Raw genomic sequence first — 20,884 nt, forward strand, 5'->3', positions numbered from 1 at the left:
GATCTTGGCGGCAGTCACCTGTATGATCGAGTCTACCGGGGTCTATTTCGCACTTTCTGATGTGACTGGACAAGAATTATCTGAAGATGATCTGAAACGCGGTTATCGTTCTGAAGGTTTAGCCGCGATCTTAGGAGGGATCTTCAATACTTTCCCATACTCAACTTTCTCCCAAAATGTTGGGATCGTCCAACTTTCTGGCATTAAGACGATGCGCCCAGTCTATTATTCTGCCGGCTTGCTCTTATTCTTAGGGTTGATCCCCAAGTTTGGGGCAGTGGCAACCTTGATCCCAAGTTCTGTTCTCGGCGGGGCGATGCTGGTAATGTTCGGCATGGTCGGTGCCCAAGGGGTCAAGATGCTGGCCACAGTTGAAATGAACAATAAAAACCTGCTGATCATGGCGGTTTCGATCGGACTAGGTTTAGGCGTGACGACTCAGCCGGCACTGTTCCAGTATTTACCCGCTGAATTGCAAACGATCTTGGGTAATGGGATGGTTGTTGGGAGCTTTACAGCAGTGATCTTGAACTTACTGCTGAACCATACCGCGGTTAAAAAGCAAGTTGAAGAAGAACAACCCGCTAAATAACAGGGACGTCAATTTTGTCCAATAATTAACTAAAGGTTGCAAGTTAAAATCAGAAGGAACCAGACGGGTTTAGTCTGGTTCCAAGTTGATCCAAGAAGGCACCAGACCGGGTCAGTCTGGCTCCAAGTCGGTCCAAGAAGGCACCAAACTGGTTTAGTCTGGTTCCAAGTCGAACTAAATGGGAGCCGGTTGGCTGTATGTTTTCAAACTAACTACCAAGACACCGCACACCATCAAAGTTGCTTTCCTCGACAATAAAAGATCTGAGTCTTCCAACTTTTAGTAATTAATTTTAATTAGGAAAATGTCTTTCTGCCCAAACGAGCAGGGAGGCATTTTTTTGAGGAGCTGTTGGGGGTCATTGGGGGCGGAATTTTAGCTTTTGGGTCTGTGATACTACAGACGGCAAATGATGTGTGAGATAATGAAAACTGAAGAAGACTGTGTTTGGGGGTAAAAAAATGTTTAACTTGTTAGTGTTATTGGCTGAACGCTTAGGGATCATTATGCTGCTGGCGTTTCTTTTGGTCAACACGCGCTTTTTTAGGGGACTGTTGGAGAAACGGACCTTCAAAACTCAAATCTGGTTGACCTTGATCTTTTCCTTATTCGTTGTGATTGCAAATTTGACCGGGGTTGAGATCACGAATTCTAAAGAAGTGATCACACCGCTGATTTTGACGGGGTTGCCGCAATCGGATTCGATCGCCAACACGCGGATGCTCGTAATCACCTCTGCCAGTCTGACGGGCGGGCCTTATGTGGGGATGCTGGTTGGCTTGGTGGGCGGCTTGCACCGGGTCTTTTTTGGCGGATTTTCAGATTACTTCTACATTATCAGCTCAGTCTTAATTGGGTATTTGATCGGAGTGTGGGGTGATAAAGCCAAGGGCGACGGGCTTTATCCCAAGACATTTTGGGTGGCTCTTTTGGCTTTTTCAGCTGAAATGATCCAGATGAGCTTTATTTTTGCTTTCCGCGGTTTCGACTTAGTTAAGCTGATTTTTGTACCGATGGTTTTGCTGAATACGATCGGGGCCAGCTTGTTTATGGAAATTTTGAAAACATATTTATCAAATGAACGCCAGTTGCGGGCAGTTCAGACTAAAGACGTGCTGGAGCTGACTAATAAAACCTTGCCTTATTTTCGTAACGGGTTGAACTTTGATTCTGCCTTGCATGTCTGCCAGATCATTAAAGAATATACGAACTTCGATGCAGTCGGATTGACTGATACGGAGAACGTCTTAGCGCACGTTGGGGCGGGCGAGGACCACCATATCGCCGGCGAGCCGGTCATGACTGACCTGTCCAAAAGTGTGATCGCTAAAGGCGAGGAAAAATTGGCCTACAACAAAGAAGATATCGGCTGTCCTGTACCCGATTGCCCGTTAACTGCTGCGATCGTGATCCCTTTGCGCGTCAATGAAGAAACGATCGGTGCCTTGAAGCTGTATTCTACGGCACGCAGTAAGATGACAGTGGTTGAAGAGAATCTAGTCAATGGCTTGGCTTTGATTTTTTCCGGACAGTTAGCGATCGGGATCGCGGAAGAACAGACCAGTCTCCTGAATGAGGCTGAGATCAAGGCTTTGCAAGTTCAGATCAACCCGCACTTTTTCTTCAACGCGATCAATACGATCGGGGCGTTGATGCGGGTGGACGTTAACAAGGCTCATGAAGCACTAATGCAGCTGAGTGTCTTTTTCCGCTCCAGCTTGCAAAACGGGCAGGAAAAAGAAGTTACCTTAGAGCAGGAAAGACGCCACGTGGATGCTTATATGAGTATCGAAAAAATGCGCTTTCCGGATAAATTCCAAGTCGACTACCAAGTCGATGTGGCAGATAACGTTATGCTGCCGTCGTTTTGCCTGCAAATTTTTGTGGAAAACGCGGTTCGGCACGCTTTTGGGGGCAAAAAAAAGAATAATCAGATTTTGATCTCGCTTCAACCAGTTGACGCGGCTCATTTTGAAGTCAGTGTGAAGGATAACGGTAATGGGATCAGCCCTGAAGTACTCGAAACGGTCGGTCAACAGCCGGTCAAGGAGACTAAGGGCAGCGGAACTGCCCTTTACAATTTAAATCAACGCCTGCAAGGGTTGTATGGCTCGAAAAGTCAACTGCAGGTCATTACTGGAAAGCAAGGGACGGAATTTAAAACAATACTCCCACTAAAGTATAAGGAAGGGGCTAATTAAGGATGAAGATCTTATTAGTGGATGATGAACCGCTGGCACGCACCGAACTCGAATATCTGCTCAAGCAAAGCCGGGTCTTAGCTCAACTAGACTATCAAATTTTTCAGGCAGAGGATTTAAAAGAAGCCCAGACTGTTTTATTGAAAGATCGGATCGACCTGATTTTTCTAGATATTTCTTTGAATGAAGAAAACGGGTTCGAATTGGCGGATGAATTAAAGCAGCTTTCATATTCGCCGTTGATTATTTTTGCGACAGCTTATGATGAGTATGCCGTGCGGGCTTTTAATGTGGATGCACTGGATTATGTCCTCAAACCATTTGAACAGCAGCGGATCGACCAGGCTCTAAGCAAGGCGGTCAAGACACTGCATTTGGAAGCAGAACCAGAAAAACAGCCGCCGATCAGTGAGATGTTGAGTATTGAACTGGCTGACCGCAATGTTTTGATCAAAAAAGACGACCTCGTTGCCGCAGAGATCAGCGAAGGTGTTTTAACGATTTCCACCTTGAACACCGACTATACAACTAAAAAGACTCTAGCCTGGTTAAAAGAGAAGATGACCGATCCCAAATTTATGCAGGTGCATCGTAATGCCTTAGTCAACTTGGAAAGAGTCAAGGAGATCCAACCGTGGTTTAACCACACTTCCCTTTTAATTATGGCTAATGGTCAGAAAGTCCAGGTGGGCCGGTCTTTCCAAAAGGCACTGGGGCAAAAACTGGGGATCTAAAGTAAACTTCAGTGAGGTGTGGCTGAAGTTTTTTTAGTAGGGTGCTTTTGGGAGAAAACAGTCCGACATTCGGTCTGACTCTGGTGCATTTCAGCGTGTACTTTTTGCATTTCGGCTTAAAAACGACGCAAACTGCAATTTTTTGCATATGATATTCACGTAAGCAAGAGAGTGAAATAACATGTGAAGAAAGGGTGGCTTGCCATGAAAAAAAATCAAAGAGAAGGAAAGAAATCAGCACCGTTGTTGTTCCAAATGCTGATCTATGCAGCTATTTTGTTTGTCTCCCAGGTGATCTCAGGTCTGATGCCGGCGTCATTTCCATTGCCGACACCAGTGATCGGCTTGGTGTTGCTGTACATCTTGTTGACGACCCATGTCATTAAGCTCGAGTGGGTCGATTCCTTCAGCAGTGCTTTGATCTCGATCATCGGTTTCTTGTTCGTACCGTCAGGGATCTCATTGGCAGCCAACCTTGATATTATGAAGGCCCAAGGCATCCAGCTGGTTTTAGTGATCCTGCTGGCGACAGTGATTTTGTTAGTAGTGACAGCATATACGGCACGTGCCTTGACCTGGGTCAAAGAACGGGTTGCAGAACATAAGACGGCGGCGCGGCAAATCGCACAAAATGCAACGGGAGGGGACAAATAATGAGTTATCTAACTAATCCGCTCTTTGGAGTTTTCCTGTCCCTAGCAGTTTTCATGGTTGGACAGTGGCTGTTTAAGAAATCTAAAGGCTTCTTCTTGTTCCAGCCCCTTTTTGTTGCCATGGTCTTGGGGATCGCAGTCTTAGTCGTTTTAGGTAAGACTTTGAATGTCAGCACAGAACAAGTTTATACGCAAGCTTACAAGCCGGGCGGCAACATTATCTTTTGGTTCCTGACTCCAGCGACGATCGCCTTTGCGGTGCCATTGTATAAACGAAATGATGTTGTGAAGAAAAATTGGGCGATCATTGTAGGCAGTTTGGTGATCGGAACGATCGTGTCGCTTTTCGCCATCACGATCGTAGGTAAAGCATTCGGGTTAAATCAAATCGGGATCGCTTCGATGTTAAGTCAGTCGGCGACAACAGCGATTGCTTTGCCATTGACAGCAGCTGTCGGCGGCAATACTGCGGTGACTGCGATGGCCTGCATTTTAAACGCCGTGATCATCTATGCTTTAGGCAAGTATCTGGTCAAATGGTTCAAGCTTAAGGATGACCCGGTGGGTGCCGGGTTGGGACTTGGCACTGCCGGACATACGATCGGTTCAGCTTTTGCCCTAGAAATGGGTTCCGTTGAAGGTGCGATGGCAGCCGTGGCAGTGGTTGTGATCGGTCTGGTGGATAATTTAGTCGTGCCGGTTTTTGCTCACTTAGTTGGATTAGGGTAATGTCTAAATAAAATAATTTAACGCCAAGGGAGATGAGTGCCCTTGGCGTTTTTTTAGAAAACGTTTGACATCTGTTTAATAGTTATGTATATTGATAGCAATTCAATTCGGAGGTGTCATTATGGCTTCAGTTATTTTTAATGCGAATACATGTTGCTGTCGAACAACGCGTTTTTGGCGATGTTCGACCTGTTTGCATTGAAAATTTTTGAGGACAAATGACCTTAAAGAGTTCAATGACCAACTGGGTTGGAATTGGACTGAGGACGCGAGACTTTCTGGAAAACAGAAGCTTGCGTCCTTTTTTATTTGAAAAATTAATCATGATCTTCTAGGAGGAAAAGCGCATGACTATTAAATCTGTGACACAGTTGATCGGCAACACCCCCTTGCTGGACTTACAAATCGATGTTCCGCAGGGCAGCCATATTTATGCAAAATTGGAAATGTTCAATCCTGGCGGGAGCGTCAAGGATCGTTTAGGTCAATATTTGCTGCAAGATGCAAAAGTACGCGGCAAAATCAATGAGCAGACGACGATCATCGAACCAACGGCCGGCAATACTGGAATTGGGGTCGCTTTAGCCGCCCAACAGTTGGGGCTGCTGACGACCCTGGTGATCCCGGAAAAGTTCAGCTTTGAAAAACAGGTCTTGATGCAGGCTTTGGGAGCCAAATTGGTGCACACTCCCAGTGAAGCGGGGATCAAGGGCGCGATTCAAAAAGCCCGGGAACTTGAACAGGAGATCTCAAACAGCTACGTACCGATGCAATTTGAAAATCCGGCTAATCCTGCTGCTTATTACCATACTCTGGGACCAGAATTGGTTCAAGAATTGGATCGCCCGATCACTGCCTTTGTGGCTGGCGCCGGTTCCGGCGGGACATTCGCGGGGGTGGCCAAGTATTTGATTGACCACGATCCCGCTACCAAGACGATCGTAGTCGAACCGGAGGGTTCAATTTTAAATGGCGGTTCGGCTCATGCACATCGCACAGAAGGGATCGGCGTCGAATTTATTCCGCCGTTCTTTCAGGATGTGCGGATCGATCAGACACTGACGATCAGCGACCAGGCAGCATTTGCACAGGTCAAAGCAGCTGCGCGCAAGTTAGGCTTGTTTATCGGCAGTTCTAGCGGAGCAGCCTTGGCAGCCAGTCTGCAGGCAGCCCAAGAATTACCTGCTAACAGCACGATCGTCACGATCTTTCCAGACAGCAGCGAACGTTATCTCAGCGAAAAAATTTACGATTAAGAAAAAAGGGGTCAATTATTATGAAATTTGATACAAAATTATTGCACGCAGGCATTAGCGAAGACCAATATACCGGAGCAACTTCGATCCCGATCTACATGGCATCGACTTTCCACCAGCAAAAAATCGGTCAAAGTCAGTATGAATATTCCCGTTCAGGGAACCCGACCAGAGAAGCAGTTGAAAAATTGATTGCTGATTTAGAAGGCGGCGTTGCCGGTTTTGCCTTTTCTTCCGGCTCTGCGGCGATCAACACAGTGTTCTCGCTTTTTTCTGCTGGTGATCACATTATTGTCGGCAACGATGTTTATGGCGGGACTTTTCGTTTGATCGATTCGGTTTTGAAACGTTTCGGAATGACCTTTACGGTCGTTGATACTCGGGACTTGGCAGCAGTTGAAGATGTGGTTCAAGAAAATACTCAGGCGATCTACTTGGAAACACCGACTAATCCATTACTGCACGTGACCGATATTCAGGCGGTAGCTCAAATCGCAAAAAGACACGGGATTTTGAGTATTATCGACAATACCTTTGCTTCGCCGTACGTGCAGCGTCCGTTGGAATTGGGAGTCGATATTGTTTTGCATAGTGCCTCCAAGTATTTAGGCGGGCATAGCGATGTGATCGCCGGGCTAGTTGTGGCTGCGACTCCAGAGCTGGCCGAACGGATCGGCTACCTGCAAAATGCGATCGGCAGTATCTTGGCTCCCCAGGAAAGCTGGCTGCTGCAGCGCGGGATCAAGACTCTTGCTTTACGAATGCGGGCACATCTGGCAAATACAGAGAAGGTCTTCGAGTATTTGGCTAATCAGGAACTTGTCAGCAAGATCTATTATCCGGGCGATCCTGATAACCCTGACTACGAAGTTGCCCGCCAGCAAATGCATGGGTTTGGAGCAATGATCTCGTTTGAATTGCAGCCAGGATTAGATCCGCGGGAATTTGTCGAAGGGTTGAAATTAGTGACCTTGGCTGAAAGCCTGGGTGCCTTGGAATCATTGATCGAGATCCCGGCTCTGATGACGCATGGCGCGATCCCGCGCGAAATCAGGCTCGAAAATGGGATCAAGGATGAATTGATCCGCTTATCAGTTGGGGTGGAGGATAGCCAGGACTTATTGGCTGACCTGGAGCAAGGATTTGCCAATTTGAAAGGGAGCCAGACTCATGCTGCAAACGGCGCGCTCAATTCTTAAACGTGACCCAGCAGCGCACAGTTTGTGGGAAGTTGTGCTGACTTATCCCGGATTACACGCCTTATTCTGGTATCGGATCGCACATTGGTTAAGCAAGCATCATCATTACCTTTTGGCTGGGCTGGTGAGCCGGCATGCCGCTAATACGACTGGGATCTCAATTGCACCAGCAGCGCAGATCGGTCACCGGGTGTTTATTGATCATGGGATCGGGGTAGTGATCGGTGCTACGGCTGTAATTGAGGATGATGTTACTATTTTGCATGGGGTAACTTTAGGTTCCAGGTACCCCGGTCAAAATCAGCGTCGCCATCCCTGGATCAAGCGTGGCGCCTTTATTGGAGCACATGCCCAATTATTGGGCGCGATCACAGTCGGTGAGTTTAGCAAAGTTGGAGCCGGGGCGGTGGTCTTGGATAATGTGGCAGCTGAGGCAACGGTCGTAGGTGCACCGGCTCGGATCGTGCCTAAACAGAAACTGGCTAAAATTATTTGAAGGTGGTTTGCTGGTGTATTTGCTTAGTCATCTGAATCTTGCTGAGTCAACTGCCTCGCGGCTTGTAGTCGTTGGCACTCATCGAGTACCTGCTACAATTTCACTAGATACAGCACTGCGTCTTATTGACCGAAGTCGCTAAGCCGTCTGACTTGCTAATTACCAAGTGCATTGAGCCCCCAAGTTGCCAAGGGGCTGTTGTATTGTTTATGCTAATTGATCGATCCCTTTGGCTAAAATATTCTTAGCAGCATTAAGATCACGTTGATGTTTGGTCTGACATTGTGGGCACTGCCAACTACGATCACGCAAGGTCAATTTGTTGTCACCTGTCAACAGATAACCGCAAGTTGAGCATGTCTGCGTGGTATTGCGTGGATCGACTGCCATAAAGGTTTTTCCATAAAGCTCGGCTTTGGTTTGCAGTTGTTGTAAAAATAGCCGCCAGCCAGCATCACTGATCGACAAAGCAAGTGCGTGGTTTTTCAACAGATTTTTGCTTCTTAACTCTTGGCAACCAAGAAGTCGTGGTTCTTGACTAATTCAGTTGTCAAATTATGTAGAAAGTTCAGTCGTTGCTGTGCCACTTTGACTTGCATTTTAGCCACGAGCAGTCGTTGTTTTTGATAATTTTTAGCGTCGCACAAAGGACGGTGCTCTTTCTTGGCTCGTAGCTGTCGGCGTGAGAGTTTACGCTTTTGCCGGTTAAGTTGTTTGAGTATTTTACGATAATAACGAGGATTAGCGACAACTGCGCCATTACTGTCAGTCAAGAAATTTTCCGTATTCAGGTCAAGACCCAATTTTTCGTTGGTAAAGGTCACCGCCCCGATAAAAGGTTGGGTTGAACCTAATTGGAAACTCAAATAAAAACAGTCTGCACTATCTTTAGTTACTGTCACTGTGCCAATTCTGACCACTTCACGCATATTCCAAATTTTACTCCGGACTGTGCCAGTTCTGATGACACCAAGCTTGGGTAATTTAGCGTGATTGCGATCCAGAAACTTGACGGTGCCATTTAGCAAAGACGGTAGACTGACTTTGCTGCTGTATTGGGCATTGGTTTGATACTTCCAACAGTAACTTTTCTTATGAAAGACTGGAGTTCCGCTTCGATTAACTTTTCGAAACGCGTGCCAAGCTTTAGCGTAGTTTTGCTTGGCATTCGCTAAACACAAGCTATCAATATCCTTATGAAACAAAAACAAGTGCTCATTACAGATGTTCCTAGTCGTTTTTTTACGCTGTTCAAGTTGGTGAATTCGTTGTTGGACCGTATCGATTGGTAACTTAATTCGCTTTAACTCATATAACTCACGGCCGATCGCCACTAGTTCATTGTAAACAAACCGACTAGCATCACTGTTGCGCTTGATAATTGCTTTTTGTTGACTAGAAGGATAACAACGTACCTTTACACCGTAATGATACGGCAGTTTTTTCATGCTCAACTTTGCCACTATTTTCACCTGTTTCCATAAAATACTAAATATATTATATACGGATCAGGTATAAATATCAAAACATATGTTCCTTGATAACGATATCCAAAAGAAATCACGTCACAAAAAAATGCAATTTGAGAACTAACGATACAATGAAAAAATAAGCGTGTTTCTCCACCCAAAGGCCGCATTCATCTGACAACCATAAAGGGATTATCGCATTAAATTAATTGGTTGTGGTAACTATATTATAAGGGAAATCTGTTGATTTAACAGACTTTTTCTTTTTTTACGTTTAAATACCGTGAATTTTAAGAAAAAAGTTCTCAGAGCAAATCGGAATTCAGCAACCTTGTTAAAGCAGGCAACTGAACTCTGATTATTTTTTGATTAAAAGTTGTAAGTCACGTCAGTCATAGGATCCAGACTACGGAAATGATTCATAGTTTGTGCAAATTGAAATTTCCGTTCAAAATTTTCCAGCTATGCATGTCAATTCTGTAAAACCAACTTATAAAAAGCGAATTAAACAGCTTATCTTGCCGCAACTTGAATAAACATTGTTATTTCAACGTTTGTCAGTACAAATACCGCAATTAGCAACCTATCCGTGCGCACATGTAGATTGCTAATTGCGGTTTTTTAGTCTTAATTGCTACCCTTTTGTCCAGACATAGTAAATAATAAAAGCATCAAATTTATGGATTTCAAGGAGGACTTACCATGCAAATTCTATTTCCGCAACAGTTGAAAAAATATCGAACCAAAGCCAATCTTTCTCAAGAAGAAATTGCCGGAAAACTATATGTCTCTAGGCAAGCTGTTTCTCGGTGGGAAGCAGGCGATGCTACGCCGGATTTAACGAATATCATTAAGTTAGCTGAAATCTTTGACTGTTCATTAGACTCCTTAATTCTTGGGATAGAACCAGCCCAAGCACAAGAGCACGTTGATAACAGTGAATTTGTTTTTGATCCCAGAAAAGGCAAATACGTTCGGAGACGTGGTACAAATTTTTGGGATTTTTTAGCCGGATACTGGTGGGTATTTATTCCTCTTGGTGGGATAGTAATTGGGATCCTTAATGCGTTGGTCAATGCTTTTCATTAATTTTAGATCATTCCCAGCAATTGCTCAACTTAGTCCCAAGGATACCCGGTGCTCAGAGATTCGTTGAAAGCTTGTTGCGACTTTAAAGCCTGAAGACGCTGGGTCTGCCGTGCCTGATAACCTTGACAGATCATGATCTCTTCTGGGCTTTCAGGTGAAATCGTCCCGAGTGTAAAATTCTTATCGGTGACGACAAATGTCAGAAACGAAGTTAAACCAATATAGCGTTCGCCGGTCTGCAGGTGTTCACCGACAATTTTAGCGAAGACTTCGATCGAACGTTTACCGCAGCCGCTGACGTAAGTTTCGATGCAAAACGAGTCCTGTAAGCCAAAGGGCGCAATAAAGTTAGTCTGATCCATTGAAGCTGTGACGTTGATGCTTTTAGCTAAGCGTGCTGCTGAAATCGAGGCGGTCCCATCTAGCATTTCTAACAAGCGGCCGCCATAGACCGTTTCGTGTTCGTTCAAATCAGCTGCCAAGACACGATGGGTAGTGACTGCAAGAGTTTGCTTGCAGGTCATAATTTTCGACATAGAATTTCCTCCCGGTGATGAATGTTATTAATATTTTACCATGGAAGTACAGGGGCGGATTTTTTACAAAGTATTTCTCAAGCATGAAAAAGCATTTATGGAAATTGCTTGACAAGGTAAAATCCTTAGATTAAAATTAGCAACAATAAATTACAAAACGCTGTGAGAAAGTTAAGTATCATCTTTAAAACTAGAAGCGAGCTTCGTGTGGTGAGAGGAAGCAGGTCATAAGATGTGAAGATCCCTTTCGAGCGATGCACCGAAAATAAAGTAACGTGCATTGGTGACACCCATTATAGTGTTAGCGTATCGCCTTGCTGGCCGTACGTGAAGAAAGGCAGGTTTTTTCATGACTTGCAAAATAAGGTGGTACAGTGCGTCAAGCGCCCTTAATTCAGTTTTAAACTGGATTTAGGGCGCTTTTTTCGTTGGGTAGTTTATTTTTTGGCAAAATACATAACTTAGTGGAAGGAAGTGGTGCTCGTGGAATCTCCAAGCGACATTAGTCCGATTAAAATTTTACAGCAAAATTCACTAATAAAGGAGTTAATTATCGATGCACAATACACAAGATCTCAATCCAAATCCATTAACCAAGAAACAATATTTTGTTGTTAGTTCCATGCTGTTTGCGCTCTTTTTTGGGGCCGGCAACCTGATTTTTCCGATTCATTTGGGCCAATTAGCCGGTGCGCACTGGGTCACAGCCGGTCTGGGCTTTTTAGTGACCGCTGTCTTATTGCCGCTTTTGTCTGTGCTCGCGATCAGCACAACTCATTCTCAAGGAGTCTATGACATTGGAGCACCATTAGGCCGTTATTTTGCCCTAGCCTTTATGGTGCTGATCCACCTGACGATCGGGCCGCTCTTCGGGACGCCCCGGACAGCCACAGTTCCCTTTACGGTCGGGGTTCAGCCAATGTTGCCAAGCTCGTGGGCACATGGTGGTTTGCTTTTATTTTCAGCTCTTTTCTTCGGAACTGCCTTCTTAATTTCGTACAAACAGTCAAATATCATGGACATGTTGGGCAGAGTCTTGAATCCAGTCTTTTTGCTTTTGCTTTTCAGCGTGTTTTTCCTGGGCTTTTTACATCCGCTCGGCGCAGCCGGCAGCCAGGCTGTTACTGCAGATTACCAGTCGGCCAGCTTTTTTAACGGTTTTTTGCAAGGCTACAATACAATGGATGCCTTAGCGGGATTAGCCTTCGGTGTGACAGTTGTGACTGCTATCAAGCAGCTGGGGAAGACAACACCGCGCAGTAACGGAAAAGTGACCATGAAAGCTGGTTTCTTGGCAATGACGATGATCGGTTTGATCTATGCTGCTTTGATCTGGCTGGGAGCTACGACTTTGTCACAATTTAAGGTTTCGGCTGATGGCGGTGTCGCCTTCAATCAGATCGTAACTCATTATTTGGGCGGAGCCGGCCATGCCTTGCTGGCGGTTTTGATCACAGTGACCTGTTTGACGACGGCCGTTGGGCTAGTGGCAGCTTTTGCGCAAGATTTTCAGAAACATTTTCCTAAGGTCAGTTACCATACTTGGTTAGCAGTGACGTGTTTTGCTTCATTTCTGACTGCCAACTTTGGTTTGGACAAGATCATCAGCTGGTCGACTCCAATGTTGATGTTCCTGTATCCGTTTGCGATGGTCTTGATCGTCTTGTCAGTGGCTTCGCCTTTGTTCAAACGCGATCCTGTTGTTTACTTATTGTCCGTGGTCTTTACGACAGTCCCAGCTTTCTTGGACATGGTCGCTGCTTTTCCGCCGGTAGTCAGTCAAAGCACGTTCGGACAGAGCTTGGGAGCATTTCAACAGAACTTTTTGCCGCTCGCCTCGCTTGGACTAGATTGGCTTGTTCCAGCAGTAGTTGGGGCGATCCTCGGTTTAGCAGCCCACTTCTTACGGCCGGTTTTGGCAGGCAGGACAAGTACCAGCTCTAATCAGTAAAAATAATTCTGGACTCAAATAAACCACAGACTGGTCAATGGACCGCGCTGTGGTTTTTGTATTTGATGACATTAATCTTGCTTGGGTTTTCTTTGATAAATGATGTCCGCGACCATTTGAGCAGCGACGTAACCTAAGGCAATTGCCCCGGCGACCATCATAACGTGAACTGTTTTGGAAATTGCCAAGTCAGTTTGATGGTTAATGAAAGCAGCTAAAGCTTGATAACCGCTGGCTCCTGGAACGAGCGGGACGAGTCCGGTACTAAACATGGTGCTGGGCATTTTTTTGGTTAACGAGCAGACAATACCCAACAATCCGACTAGAAAAGCCGCTAAGAAATTACCGAGGATGGAACCAAGGCCGAATTTGAACATGAACCAGTAGAGCATCCAGCCGGCAGCTCCAATTATACTCGAAGCATTAAGTGCTTTTTTGGGCATGTTGATAAAGAGCCCAAAGGTCATAGTTCCCAGATAACTAAAGCTAATTTGAATTAAAAGATGATACAGTGACATGATTTCTTTCCTTCCACCTTACATGTAACGTAAAACGACACCCACACCGAATGCTATCGCGCTCAAAATAATCAGAGCTTCCATCATGCGTTCTAACCCTGAGAGCAGGTTTCCTTCGAAGATATCGCGCATGGCGTTGATCATGGGAACACCGGGCAAAGGAGGCATTATGGCACCGATGATAATGTTTTGAATGTTGTCGCCCAGATGTAATCGAACACCGATCACGGCGCACAGTCCAACTGTCAAGGCGCCTAGGAATTCGCTCATAAAACGGATCCGCAAGCGGGTACTGATGTAGTAGGTGACTAGGTAGCCAAGAGCTCCAGCAAAAAATGCCAGCGGGAAATCGGCCCAGTTATAGGTCTGCGTGAAAATGAACATAAAAAAGGCACCTTCAAAGCCGGCACCCACTGTTTGCAGCCAGAGCGGGTATTGCGGCTTGGCGTTGCGCAGCCGCAATAACTTTTCCTCGAGTTCATCCAAAGTGATTTTATCCTCGGTGTAACGGCGGGAAAGCAGGTTGACGGAATTGATATGATCCATATTGATCCCGCGTTTTTCAACCTGCATGAAACGTGTGTAGGGGGTGTCTTTTAGATTGACCAGTAGACCAGTCAAGCTCGTAAAGGCTTCGGTTTTATTATTAGTAGAAGCGTGGTCGATGATCCGTTTAGTGGTATCTTCGACCCGCCACATTTCGGAACCAGATTCGACTAAAATTTTGCCGGCCAAAACACCGACATCGATGGCTTTATTTTCCAAGAAAAGACCCCCAAAAGAATAACAGAGCGGAGGGAAACGGGAAGAAAGCGAGCATTATCGGACTTCGGCCGGATATTGCGGGTTGGGCAATATTTGGCAGGAGTTGGATAAGCGCAACTTTCTGTTTCCCGGAGCTCGACTAAGAATAAGAGAGCGAAGCAGGGCGGCTAGATCGATAGAACCTGCTGCCTGGCACAGCTCAATGAAAATATTTTTTTACTACAGCTGATCGGCGTTTGGTACTTAGATTGCAAAAGTAAGTACCAAGCGACAATCGTTTGGTACAAAGATTTGCAAAGTGTGTACCAAACTTTTCACGTGGCATAAACTTAAACCCCGACAAGGAGCACGTGGCCGTTCGCCGACACCAACATGTTCAACTTGTACCCAAGCATTTTTTTTCTTCAAAATTAAAGAAGACTGATAGGTAAATGACAAACGTTCGTCTTTTGTTTACATTATTAAAATGAATCGTTATACTGTATTTTAGCTTATTTTTTTCTAAAAAAACATAGGTAAAAGTTGTTAGCTCCAATCAAGTGTACTACATAAGAAAGAAGGATTTTTTTGTATCTTGCAGTAAATATTTGTGGTTTAGCTATTTTTTTACTTCTTGCTTGGTTGTTTTCTAAAGATAAAAAGAAGATCAACTGGCGTGCGGTTGTTGTCATGGTTGTAGTCAATTTGTTTTTGGCATGGTTTTTAACGAGCTTCTCAGTCGGCAGAACGATCGTGGAGGTGGCTGCAGACGGGTTCAATGAACTGGTCAAGGTTGCCTACACTGGGATCGCATTTGCTTTACCAAGTATGGTCAACGTCAAACAAATGGATTGGTTCGTCCAGGTCCTCTTGCCGATCTTGATGATCGTACCTTTATTTGATATTTTGACTTACATTGGTGTATTGCCATGGGTCATCAAATGGTTAGGCCGCGGCTTATCGAAATTGACTGGCCAGCCACGCTTTGAATCATTCTTTGCCGTTGAGATGATGTTTCTTGGCAACACGGAAGCCTTAGCCGTTTCCTCCTTACAAATGAAGCAGATGAATGCTCGGCGCAATTTAACGATCGCGATGATGTCAATGAGTTGTGTGACTGCATCAATTATCGGCTCCTATACTCAAATGATGCCGGCTCAGTTTATTTTGACGGCGATCCCGATCAATGTCATCAATGCTTTGATCGTGACAACACTCTTGAACCCATTGGTCGTCCCAGAAGAAGAGGATACGATCGCAACCATGAGCGGATCCGCTGCGGCTGCAGCTGGTGAGACGGAACCTTCCGGCAAAAAAGAACCGTTTTTCTCATTCTTGGGTGATTCTATTCTGGGTGCCGGCCGCTTGATCTTGATCATTGCAGCTAACGTAATTGCCTTTGTGGCACTGGCTGCGTTGATCGACAAGGTCTTAGGCTGGGTCAATCCATGGTTATCTTTGGAGCATATCCTAGGGATCGTGATGTTCCCGTTTGCTTGGCTGATGGGCTTGCCAGTCCACGACACCTTCCAATTTGCTCAGTATATGGGAGAAAAACTGGTTACTAATGAATTTGTCGTGATGGGCAAAGTCACGAATACCATCAATACGGCAGCCTTCTCTGCTCATTATCGCGCTGTGTTAACGGTCTTTGTAACATCCTTTGCCAACTTTTCAACCGTTGGGATGATCATTGGGGCGTTCAAAGGATTGGTCGACAAGGAAAAGAACGACCTGATCGCGGCTAATGTGGGATACATGCTTTTGTCAGGGATCCTAGTATCTCTGTTATCTGCTGCGATGGTTGGGATCTTTGTCTGGTAGTTGGTAGTTTGAAATGACAGAGAAAAAGAAATTTACCGGCAGTATCAAGCTTTCAACTGAATTGATCGCCGGGGCGACGAGCTTTTTTGCCATCGCCTATATCATTATTGTTAATCCAATTATCCTCAAAGATGCTGGGGTCCCACCGGATCTCAGCATTTTTGCGACAATTTTTGCCTCCGTGCTTGGTTGTGTTTTGATGTATTTCCTGGCTGATGCCCCGATCATCATTACCCCAGGCATGGGTGTCAACGCATTTTTCACCTATACTTTAGTCCAAACAATGAAATTTACGTGGCAGCAAGCACTTGCGGTCTGTACGGTCAGCGGCTTTTTCTACCTCCTAGTGGCTTTGACTCCGCTCAGTAAGTTTTTGGCAAATGCGATCCCGGCCAGCCTTAAGCATGGGATCACTGCTGGGATCGGCTTGTTTTTGGTCGTGCTTGGCTTAGAAAAAGCCCGGCTGATTCGCTCAGGCGGACAGCGTTCCTTGTTGGCAGTAGGCGACCTGACTAGTACACCGGTGCTGCTGGCATTATTTTGCTTAGTTTTGACGTTAGTTTTATATATGCGCAAGGTCCCTGGCGGCTTCGTGATCGGGATCATCGCGACCAGTCTACTGGCTTTCTTTTTAGGGGCAAGCGATCAGGGCGGGATGCCAAACGTAAATTTAGCTTCATTGGGTGATTTTATCCGTGTCGGGGATTTTAGCCAAGCTTTCACCGTCAAATTTGCGATAGCTGTCTTTTCGTTAACAATGATTTTAGTGTTTGAATCCATGGGGTTATTGCAGGGGCTGCTGACAGACCCTGGCAGTTTTGACCGTGCCTACAAGGCTAGTGCTTTAGCCGCATTGTGTTCTAGTTTTATGGGAACGAGCCCGACTGTCGCCGCGGCAGAAAGTGCAGCCGGGATCGAAAGCGGTGGCCGCACAGGGATTTCTGCCCTGACGGCAGGACTGCTGTTTTTGCTTTCCTTATTCTTTATCCCGTTTTTAGGATATGTCCCCAACGCAGCGGTTGCCCCAGTCATCATTATTACAGGAGCCTTAATGATGGAGCAGATCGGACAGATCGATCTGACTGATTTTTCAGAGTGGTTCCCAGCCTTTTTGATCATTGTCTTGATACCGCTGACTGGTTCGATTTCGACCGGATTAGCCTTTGGTTTTGCCTCATATCCGCTGGTTAAATTTGCGGCTAAAAAGACAGGCGAGCTTTCCTGGACAATGTTGATCTTAGCCGGTTTGTTCTTGTTGCAGCTGGTGGCTGGAGCGTTACTCTAACTGATTTGGTCTAACTACTAAAGGCTGCAAGGTAAAATATTTCAGGACATGGACAAATATAAGATATTTTCTAACTAATTTGAGTGCTGACTACAAGTCAATCGAAGACTAAGCATGTTGGCAGTAAGTTTGCCAGACTTTGTTCCAAACTTTGAATGTTTGGCAGTAAGTTCACCAAATTTTCGCAGGGCAAGAAAATTTGCTGGCGTTTTTCACAACTGATCATCGGAAATGTGCTTGGGAAGCGAACTAAATCTTTAGTTTTTACTTCCATCGGGAATAAAGGGCTTGGATCCTCCAGCATAATTTTTAATCTTTGGTCTATCTATATACAGTTTATTAAAAGATTGATTTCTAGTCAGGAATCGATCTTTTTTTATCTGCATAAAACTTTGAATATTTAACTTGTATTTGCAAATCTGGGTTAGTAGAATGTTTAGAATGTATACAAAATGTTGCGTGCAAAGGTATTAATGTAGGCTTTCTATCGAATTATTAACGGCTTAGGAATGATGAAAAATCTTAAACAAAAAATGTATTCGCAAAATAATAAATTAAAGATAAAAAAATTGCTATTAAGGGTCAGCTCACCGACTGCTTTGGGTATCATCTTCTGTGGTCTAGTTTTAAGCTTCCTGCTTTTAGGCCAGTTTCCCGCTGGTTATGCTGATAATGGCAATTTCAGCCAGGTCCTGTCTGCAAATGGTTTGTATCCTTTGAATTCAAGCGCACAGACAGTTGGGTTAAGATACGGTCTGCGTCAGCACTTTAATGAAACCACACCGAACTTTTTTTCCTCGCAAAGCTTGTTTATTCAAGCTGCCATTGGGCTCAATAAACTTTTTTTCAGTACCCATATTTTTGACATTCGTTTCCTTGGACTAGTTTATTTCATGAGTTATTTCAGCGCCATCGCATTGTTATTGTGCGCTTTGATCCATCATCAACGTGGTTGGAAAAATTATTTTTTAGCATTAGCTGTTTCTTTAGTCTTAACGGACGCAACTTATAGTCTCTATCTCAATTCCTTTTACGGCGAAGCTGTTACCTTGATCACGCTAGTCTTTACCTGTGCCAGTTTCTTATTGATGATCAGACCGCAGACAAAATACCCGCACTTGATTGCCGGGCTTTTCTGGGTCAATTTGCTGCTATTAGTGACGGCTCAGGTCCAGAATTTCTTTCTTTTACCAGGCTTGATCATAATCTGCTTGGGACTGATCATTGGGACAAAAAATAAGCAAAAAAAGACCTGGTACAGCATAGGCTTAGTTGGCGTTTTGCTGACCAGCGGATTGGTGTTTAGCAGCAGCATGCGCCAGCAGCAAGACATGTTGAAATTCACGACGCTTACACAAGGTATTTTGGAAACAGCGAATGATCCCGCAAAGACTCTGGCTAACAGCAAGATCAAACCGCAGTATGTTCTTTTAGCTGGTGAAGATTACTATCCGATCGGCTACACCGCCTTGGATCCACAAAGTAAGCAGATCAAAAGAGAAGTGATTGACCATTTGCATTATCCTTGGATCATTTACTGGTATTTGACTCATCCGCACCGGACGACCACGCTGCTGAATACGGCTGCCGCGGGTTTGACTGCACCGCAAGCGGGAACTAAAGAGTATTTGCAGCCCGCCTCAAAAAAACTGTCCTTGAAACTCTTCAGTCTTTTTAGCACAGGCTTTGCAAAACTCTATCCGCAAAAGTATTCTTTCAATTTGCTTTTGTCCATAGTCTTGCTCCTGGTTTATTCTGCAGGCTTCTATAATGATAGAAAAAAAGGTTTGCTGATCGGCGGGAGAAAATTAGCTTTGGTCGCTGGTATGCTGTTTAACCTGTTGTTTTTGCCGCTAGCTGTGATCATTTTGCAAGGCAGGCTGAATTTGACTTCGGGCTTGCTGCCGGCAACTTTAAGTATTCAGCTGGTGATCTTGCTGCTGCTCAGTGATGGGTTGAACAACGAGCTGTGGGGAACAAAAGAGGAGCAAAAGAATGAGAAATAAAAAGTTATTGGGCGTCGTTTTTTTGCTGACGGTTTTAGGTGCTTTTTTCAAGAACCCCACCGCTCAAATGCAGACCATAGCCAAGCCTGCTGCTCAGGTACTAGTCGTTTACGATTCCCAGGCTTTCAGCCAGCAAGGAACTAGTAAGGTGACCGTGCTGCAGCGGATGCTGACTTCACTGGGCTTGACCTCTGAAGCCGTGCAAGAGTCTGCCTATCAGCAAGGACAGTTACAGCGCGGAAAATATCTGGGTCTGATCACCCTTGAAAATAAGGAAGTTGATTCCGCAAGCGGTATTTCCTCTATTTTTGCCCATGACCGCCAGAATTTTACTGGAGTCAGGATCCACATTGGAGGAAAATTGACTTCCGCCGAATTATCCGCTCTGGGTGCAAAACAAAAGCAGCTTTACTCGCAGCAATTTACCATACGGACTAGCGGTTCCAGCCAGCAGCTGCCTTTTACCAATGCTGTGACAGTTTTATCAGACCTGCCCAAGCAAGCCCAGACTTTCGGCATGCTATCAGCTCAAGGTTCAGAAAACAAAATTCCCTTCGGAGTCAGTGTGGGTCACAATGCCTTTCTGCCGGTTCTGCCGGAAAATGGACTGGGCGTGCTGCAAAGCGCTGCACTGATTGGACACATGTTTGAAAAGAATACCAGTAGTCAGCCGCTTTTAACGATCACCGGCATTAACCCGTACACAGACACGCAGAAATTAAACCGGTTGACTAAAATGCTGCATGCAAACGGCTGGCCATTTGCCTTAAGTGTAACGAGTCTTGCGACGGGGACCCGCTCCCCAGAATTTTACAAATATACCAAGGCTTTACGGCAAGCACAACGGCGGGGCGGGATCATATTTTTACGTGTTCCCTACCTGAGACAAGATGATGATAATTCACGCCAGCTATTGTCTTCGACAATGCAAAGCACATTTGCCGGCTTGACGCAGGCTGGGGTATATCCAGTCGGCATGGCTAGTCCGCAGTTCTGGCAGCAGATCCCGTACTTGCAGCGGCATAGTACTCATGCGTCTAATACGCTGCTGCTTTTACCGGATCCTAGTCATGAAAAGCTGAGAGCGATCGTGGGAAAAAAGCAGCCGGCCACAACGTCTGCAGTCAATCCTCAGACATTTTTAGCGGTCAAGCTGGCACAGTTTAAAACTGCCTCAGGTTTAAAGCGGCTCAGCGCGCCTTTGCCTGTTGCATTCACGGTTAGTTTACCTGATTCAAGTCAACAGGTCCGGCACTTAGAAAAAGAACTGCAGCTGACTGGCCTGAAATGGTATGATCCGGTGCAAGATCAGCTCAGTACGAGGACCGAAATGGGTGCGATCAGGGTCGAATATCAGTCAGGACACTACCGCCTAAATGGTCGTCTAGTCCAGATTAAAGAAAAATTACCGGTTAGTTTAAAAGCTCCTAAGATCGGGACGCAACAATCCTATATCGACAAATTTTTCGCGCTGGGCTCGACCTTTTTGATCTTGATTTTTGTGATCATCTTCTTGATTTTGGCAGTCTTGCTCGTGCTGGGGCGCAAAATTTACCGGGAGATGTTTTTAAGGAAGTAACTTTTGGCAACAAAGGGGGGATT

17 protein-coding genes, 1 pseudogene and 1 other annotated feature are annotated in these 20,884 nt (G+C 45.3%); of the genes and pseudogenes, 14 read left to right on the top strand and 4 right to left on the bottom strand.

What is annotated here, in order from left to right; genetic code table 11:
* The 8 genes from LFYK43_RS08815 to epsC all read left to right on the top strand — a co-directional run.
* Positions 1-592 (top strand): solute carrier family 23 protein (locus LFYK43_RS08815; RefSeq protein ID WP_174713989.1); only part of this gene is annotated, 592 nt, incomplete at its 5' end.
* Positions 593-1,053: 461 nt separating this feature from the next.
* Positions 1,054-2,793 carry a sensor histidine kinase gene (locus tag LFYK43_RS08820; RefSeq protein ID WP_124977482.1) on the top strand — a complete coding sequence of 580 codons (1,740 nt, stop codon included), beginning with the start codon at positions 1,054-1,056 and terminating at the stop codon, positions 2,791-2,793.
* Positions 2,794-2,795: 2 nt separating this feature from the next.
* The gene (locus tag LFYK43_RS08825) at positions 2,796-3,527 is read left to right on the top strand and encodes a LytTR family transcriptional regulator DNA-binding domain-containing protein (protein ID WP_124977483.1); all 732 of its coding nucleotides are present in this window, start codon (positions 2,796-2,798) and stop codon (positions 3,525-3,527) included.
* Between the two features lie 204 nt (positions 3,528-3,731).
* Complete coding sequence (locus LFYK43_RS08830; protein ID WP_124977485.1) at positions 3,732-4,181, top strand: CidA/LrgA family protein; 450 nt, start codon at positions 3,732-3,734, stop codon at positions 4,179-4,181.
* Positions 4,181-4,909 carry an antiholin-like protein LrgB gene (lrgB, locus tag LFYK43_RS08835; protein WP_124977487.1) on the top strand — a complete coding sequence of 243 codons (729 nt, stop codon included), beginning with the start codon at positions 4,181-4,183 and terminating at the stop codon, positions 4,907-4,909. The genes LFYK43_RS08830 and lrgB overlap by 1 nt, the downstream gene beginning before the upstream one ends.
* A 347-nt stretch (positions 4,910-5,256) precedes the next feature.
* On the top strand, positions 5,257-6,165 hold the full coding sequence (locus tag LFYK43_RS08840) for a PLP-dependent cysteine synthase family protein (RefSeq protein WP_124977489.1): 909 nt from the start codon (positions 5,257-5,259) through the stop codon (positions 6,163-6,165).
* Positions 6,166-6,185: 20 nt separating this feature from the next.
* The gene (locus LFYK43_RS08845; RefSeq protein ID WP_124977491.1) at positions 6,186-7,364 is read left to right on the top strand and encodes a trans-sulfuration enzyme family protein; all 1,179 of its coding nucleotides are present in this window, start codon (positions 6,186-6,188) and stop codon (positions 7,362-7,364) included.
* On the top strand, positions 7,336-7,860 hold the full coding sequence (gene epsC / locus LFYK43_RS08850) for a serine O-acetyltransferase EpsC (RefSeq protein WP_124977492.1): 525 nt from the start codon (positions 7,336-7,338) through the stop codon (positions 7,858-7,860). Before LFYK43_RS08845 ends, epsC begins: the two co-directional genes overlap by 29 nt.
* 207 nt (positions 7,861-8,067) lie before the next feature.
* Here epsC and LFYK43_RS08855 read toward each other — a convergent pair.
* Positions 8,068-9,308 (bottom strand): annotated as a pseudogene (locus LFYK43_RS08855) (RNA-guided endonuclease InsQ/TnpB family protein).
* Between the two features lie 723 nt (positions 9,309-10,031).
* Between LFYK43_RS08855 and LFYK43_RS08860 the strand changes: the two are divergent.
* Positions 10,032-10,418 (top strand): helix-turn-helix transcriptional regulator, encoded by a 387-nt coding sequence (locus tag LFYK43_RS08860; protein ID WP_124977494.1) that lies wholly within the window; start codon positions 10,032-10,034, stop codon positions 10,416-10,418.
* A 29-nt stretch (positions 10,419-10,447) separates the two neighbouring features.
* Here the strand turns inward: LFYK43_RS08860 and LFYK43_RS08865 are convergent, their stop codons facing one another.
* On the bottom strand, positions 10,448-10,954 hold the full coding sequence (locus LFYK43_RS08865; RefSeq protein WP_124977496.1) for an acyl-CoA thioesterase: 507 nt from the start codon (positions 10,952-10,954) through the stop codon (positions 10,448-10,450).
* A gap of 153 nt (positions 10,955-11,107) precedes the next feature.
* Positions 11,108-11,348, top strand: a binding site (T-box leader).
* Positions 11,349-11,510: 162 nt separating this feature from the next.
* Between LFYK43_RS08865 and brnQ the strand changes: the two genes are divergently transcribed.
* Entirely contained in the window at positions 11,511-12,905 is a 1,395-nt protein-coding gene (brnQ, locus tag LFYK43_RS08870; RefSeq protein WP_124977498.1) for a branched-chain amino acid transport system II carrier protein, read from the top strand.
* 71 nt (positions 12,906-12,976) lie between these two features.
* Here the strand turns inward: brnQ and LFYK43_RS08875 are convergent, their stop codons facing one another.
* Both LFYK43_RS08875 and LFYK43_RS08880 read right to left on the bottom strand, forming a co-directional pair.
* Entirely contained in the window at positions 12,977-13,423 is a 447-nt protein-coding gene (locus LFYK43_RS08875) for a threonine/serine exporter family protein (protein WP_124977500.1), read from the bottom strand.
* Positions 13,424-13,441: 18 nt separating this feature from the next.
* Positions 13,442-14,188, bottom strand: coding sequence for a threonine/serine exporter family protein (locus tag LFYK43_RS08880; RefSeq protein WP_124977502.1), 747 nt, complete (start codon positions 14,186-14,188; stop codon positions 13,442-13,444).
* Positions 14,189-14,755: 567 nt separating this feature from the next.
* On the opposite strand from LFYK43_RS08880, the gene LFYK43_RS08885 reads away from it, so the two are divergent.
* The 4 genes from LFYK43_RS08885 to LFYK43_RS08900 all read left to right on the top strand — a co-directional run bounded on the left by LFYK43_RS08885 (position 14,756) and on the right by LFYK43_RS08900 (position 20,861).
* Positions 14,756-15,991 carry a NupC/NupG family nucleoside CNT transporter gene (locus LFYK43_RS08885; protein ID WP_124977505.1) on the top strand — a complete coding sequence of 412 codons (1,236 nt, stop codon included), beginning with the start codon at positions 14,756-14,758 and terminating at the stop codon, positions 15,989-15,991.
* Between the two features lie 13 nt (positions 15,992-16,004).
* On the top strand, positions 16,005-17,276 hold the full coding sequence (locus LFYK43_RS08890; protein ID WP_124977507.1) for an NCS2 family permease: 1,272 nt from the start codon (positions 16,005-16,007) through the stop codon (positions 17,274-17,276).
* Positions 17,277-17,809: 533 nt separating this feature from the next.
* Positions 17,810-19,282 carry a glycan biosynthesis hexose transferase WsfD gene (gene wsfD / locus LFYK43_RS08895; RefSeq protein ID WP_229718008.1) on the top strand — a complete coding sequence of 491 codons (1,473 nt, stop codon included), beginning with the start codon at positions 17,810-17,812 and terminating at the stop codon, positions 19,280-19,282.
* Positions 19,272-20,861 carry a hypothetical protein gene (locus LFYK43_RS08900; RefSeq protein ID WP_124977511.1) on the top strand — a complete coding sequence of 530 codons (1,590 nt, stop codon included), beginning with the start codon at positions 19,272-19,274 and terminating at the stop codon, positions 20,859-20,861. Before wsfD ends, LFYK43_RS08900 begins: the two co-directional genes overlap by 11 nt.
* Positions 20,862-20,884 lie beyond the last annotated feature (23 nt).

The sequence above is a fragment of the Ligilactobacillus salitolerans genome (assembly GCF_003864415.1).
GTDB classification, from domain to species: domain Bacteria; phylum Bacillota; class Bacilli; order Lactobacillales; family Lactobacillaceae; genus Ligilactobacillus; species Ligilactobacillus salitolerans.

Bases quoted from the DNA above. Each gene is read 5' to 3' on its own strand.
- LFYK43_RS08820 (WP_124977482.1), top strand. From the start codon at position 1,054: ATGTTTAACTTGTTAGTGTTATTGGCTGAACGCTTAGGGATCATTATG.
- LFYK43_RS08825 (WP_124977483.1), top strand. From the start codon at position 2,796: ATGAAGATCTTATTAGTGGATGATGAACCGCTGGCACGCACCGAACTC.
- LFYK43_RS08830 (WP_124977485.1), top strand. From the start codon at position 3,732: ATGAAAAAAAATCAAAGAGAAGGAAAGAAATCAGCACCGTTGTTGTTC.
- lrgB (WP_124977487.1), top strand. From the start codon at position 4,181: ATGAGTTATCTAACTAATCCGCTCTTTGGAGTTTTCCTGTCCCTAGCA.
- LFYK43_RS08840 (WP_124977489.1), top strand. From the start codon at position 5,257: ATGACTATTAAATCTGTGACACAGTTGATCGGCAACACCCCCTTGCTG.
- LFYK43_RS08845 (WP_124977491.1), top strand. From the start codon at position 6,186: ATGAAATTTGATACAAAATTATTGCACGCAGGCATTAGCGAAGACCAA.
- epsC (WP_124977492.1), top strand. From the start codon at position 7,336: ATGCTGCAAACGGCGCGCTCAATTCTTAAACGTGACCCAGCAGCGCAC.
- LFYK43_RS08860 (WP_124977494.1), top strand. From the start codon at position 10,032: ATGCAAATTCTATTTCCGCAACAGTTGAAAAAATATCGAACCAAAGCC.
- LFYK43_RS08865 (WP_124977496.1), bottom strand. From the start codon at position 10,954: ATGTCGAAAATTATGACCTGCAAGCAAACTCTTGCAGTCACTACCCAT.
- brnQ (WP_124977498.1), top strand. From the start codon at position 11,511: ATGCACAATACACAAGATCTCAATCCAAATCCATTAACCAAGAAACAA.
- LFYK43_RS08875 (WP_124977500.1), bottom strand. From the start codon at position 13,423: ATGTCACTGTATCATCTTTTAATTCAAATTAGCTTTAGTTATCTGGGA.
- LFYK43_RS08890 (WP_124977507.1), top strand. From the start codon at position 16,005: ATGACAGAGAAAAAGAAATTTACCGGCAGTATCAAGCTTTCAACTGAA.
- wsfD (WP_229718008.1), top strand. From the start codon at position 17,810: ATGTATTCGCAAAATAATAAATTAAAGATAAAAAAATTGCTATTAAGG.
- LFYK43_RS08900 (WP_124977511.1), top strand. From the start codon at position 19,272: ATGAGAAATAAAAAGTTATTGGGCGTCGTTTTTTTGCTGACGGTTTTA.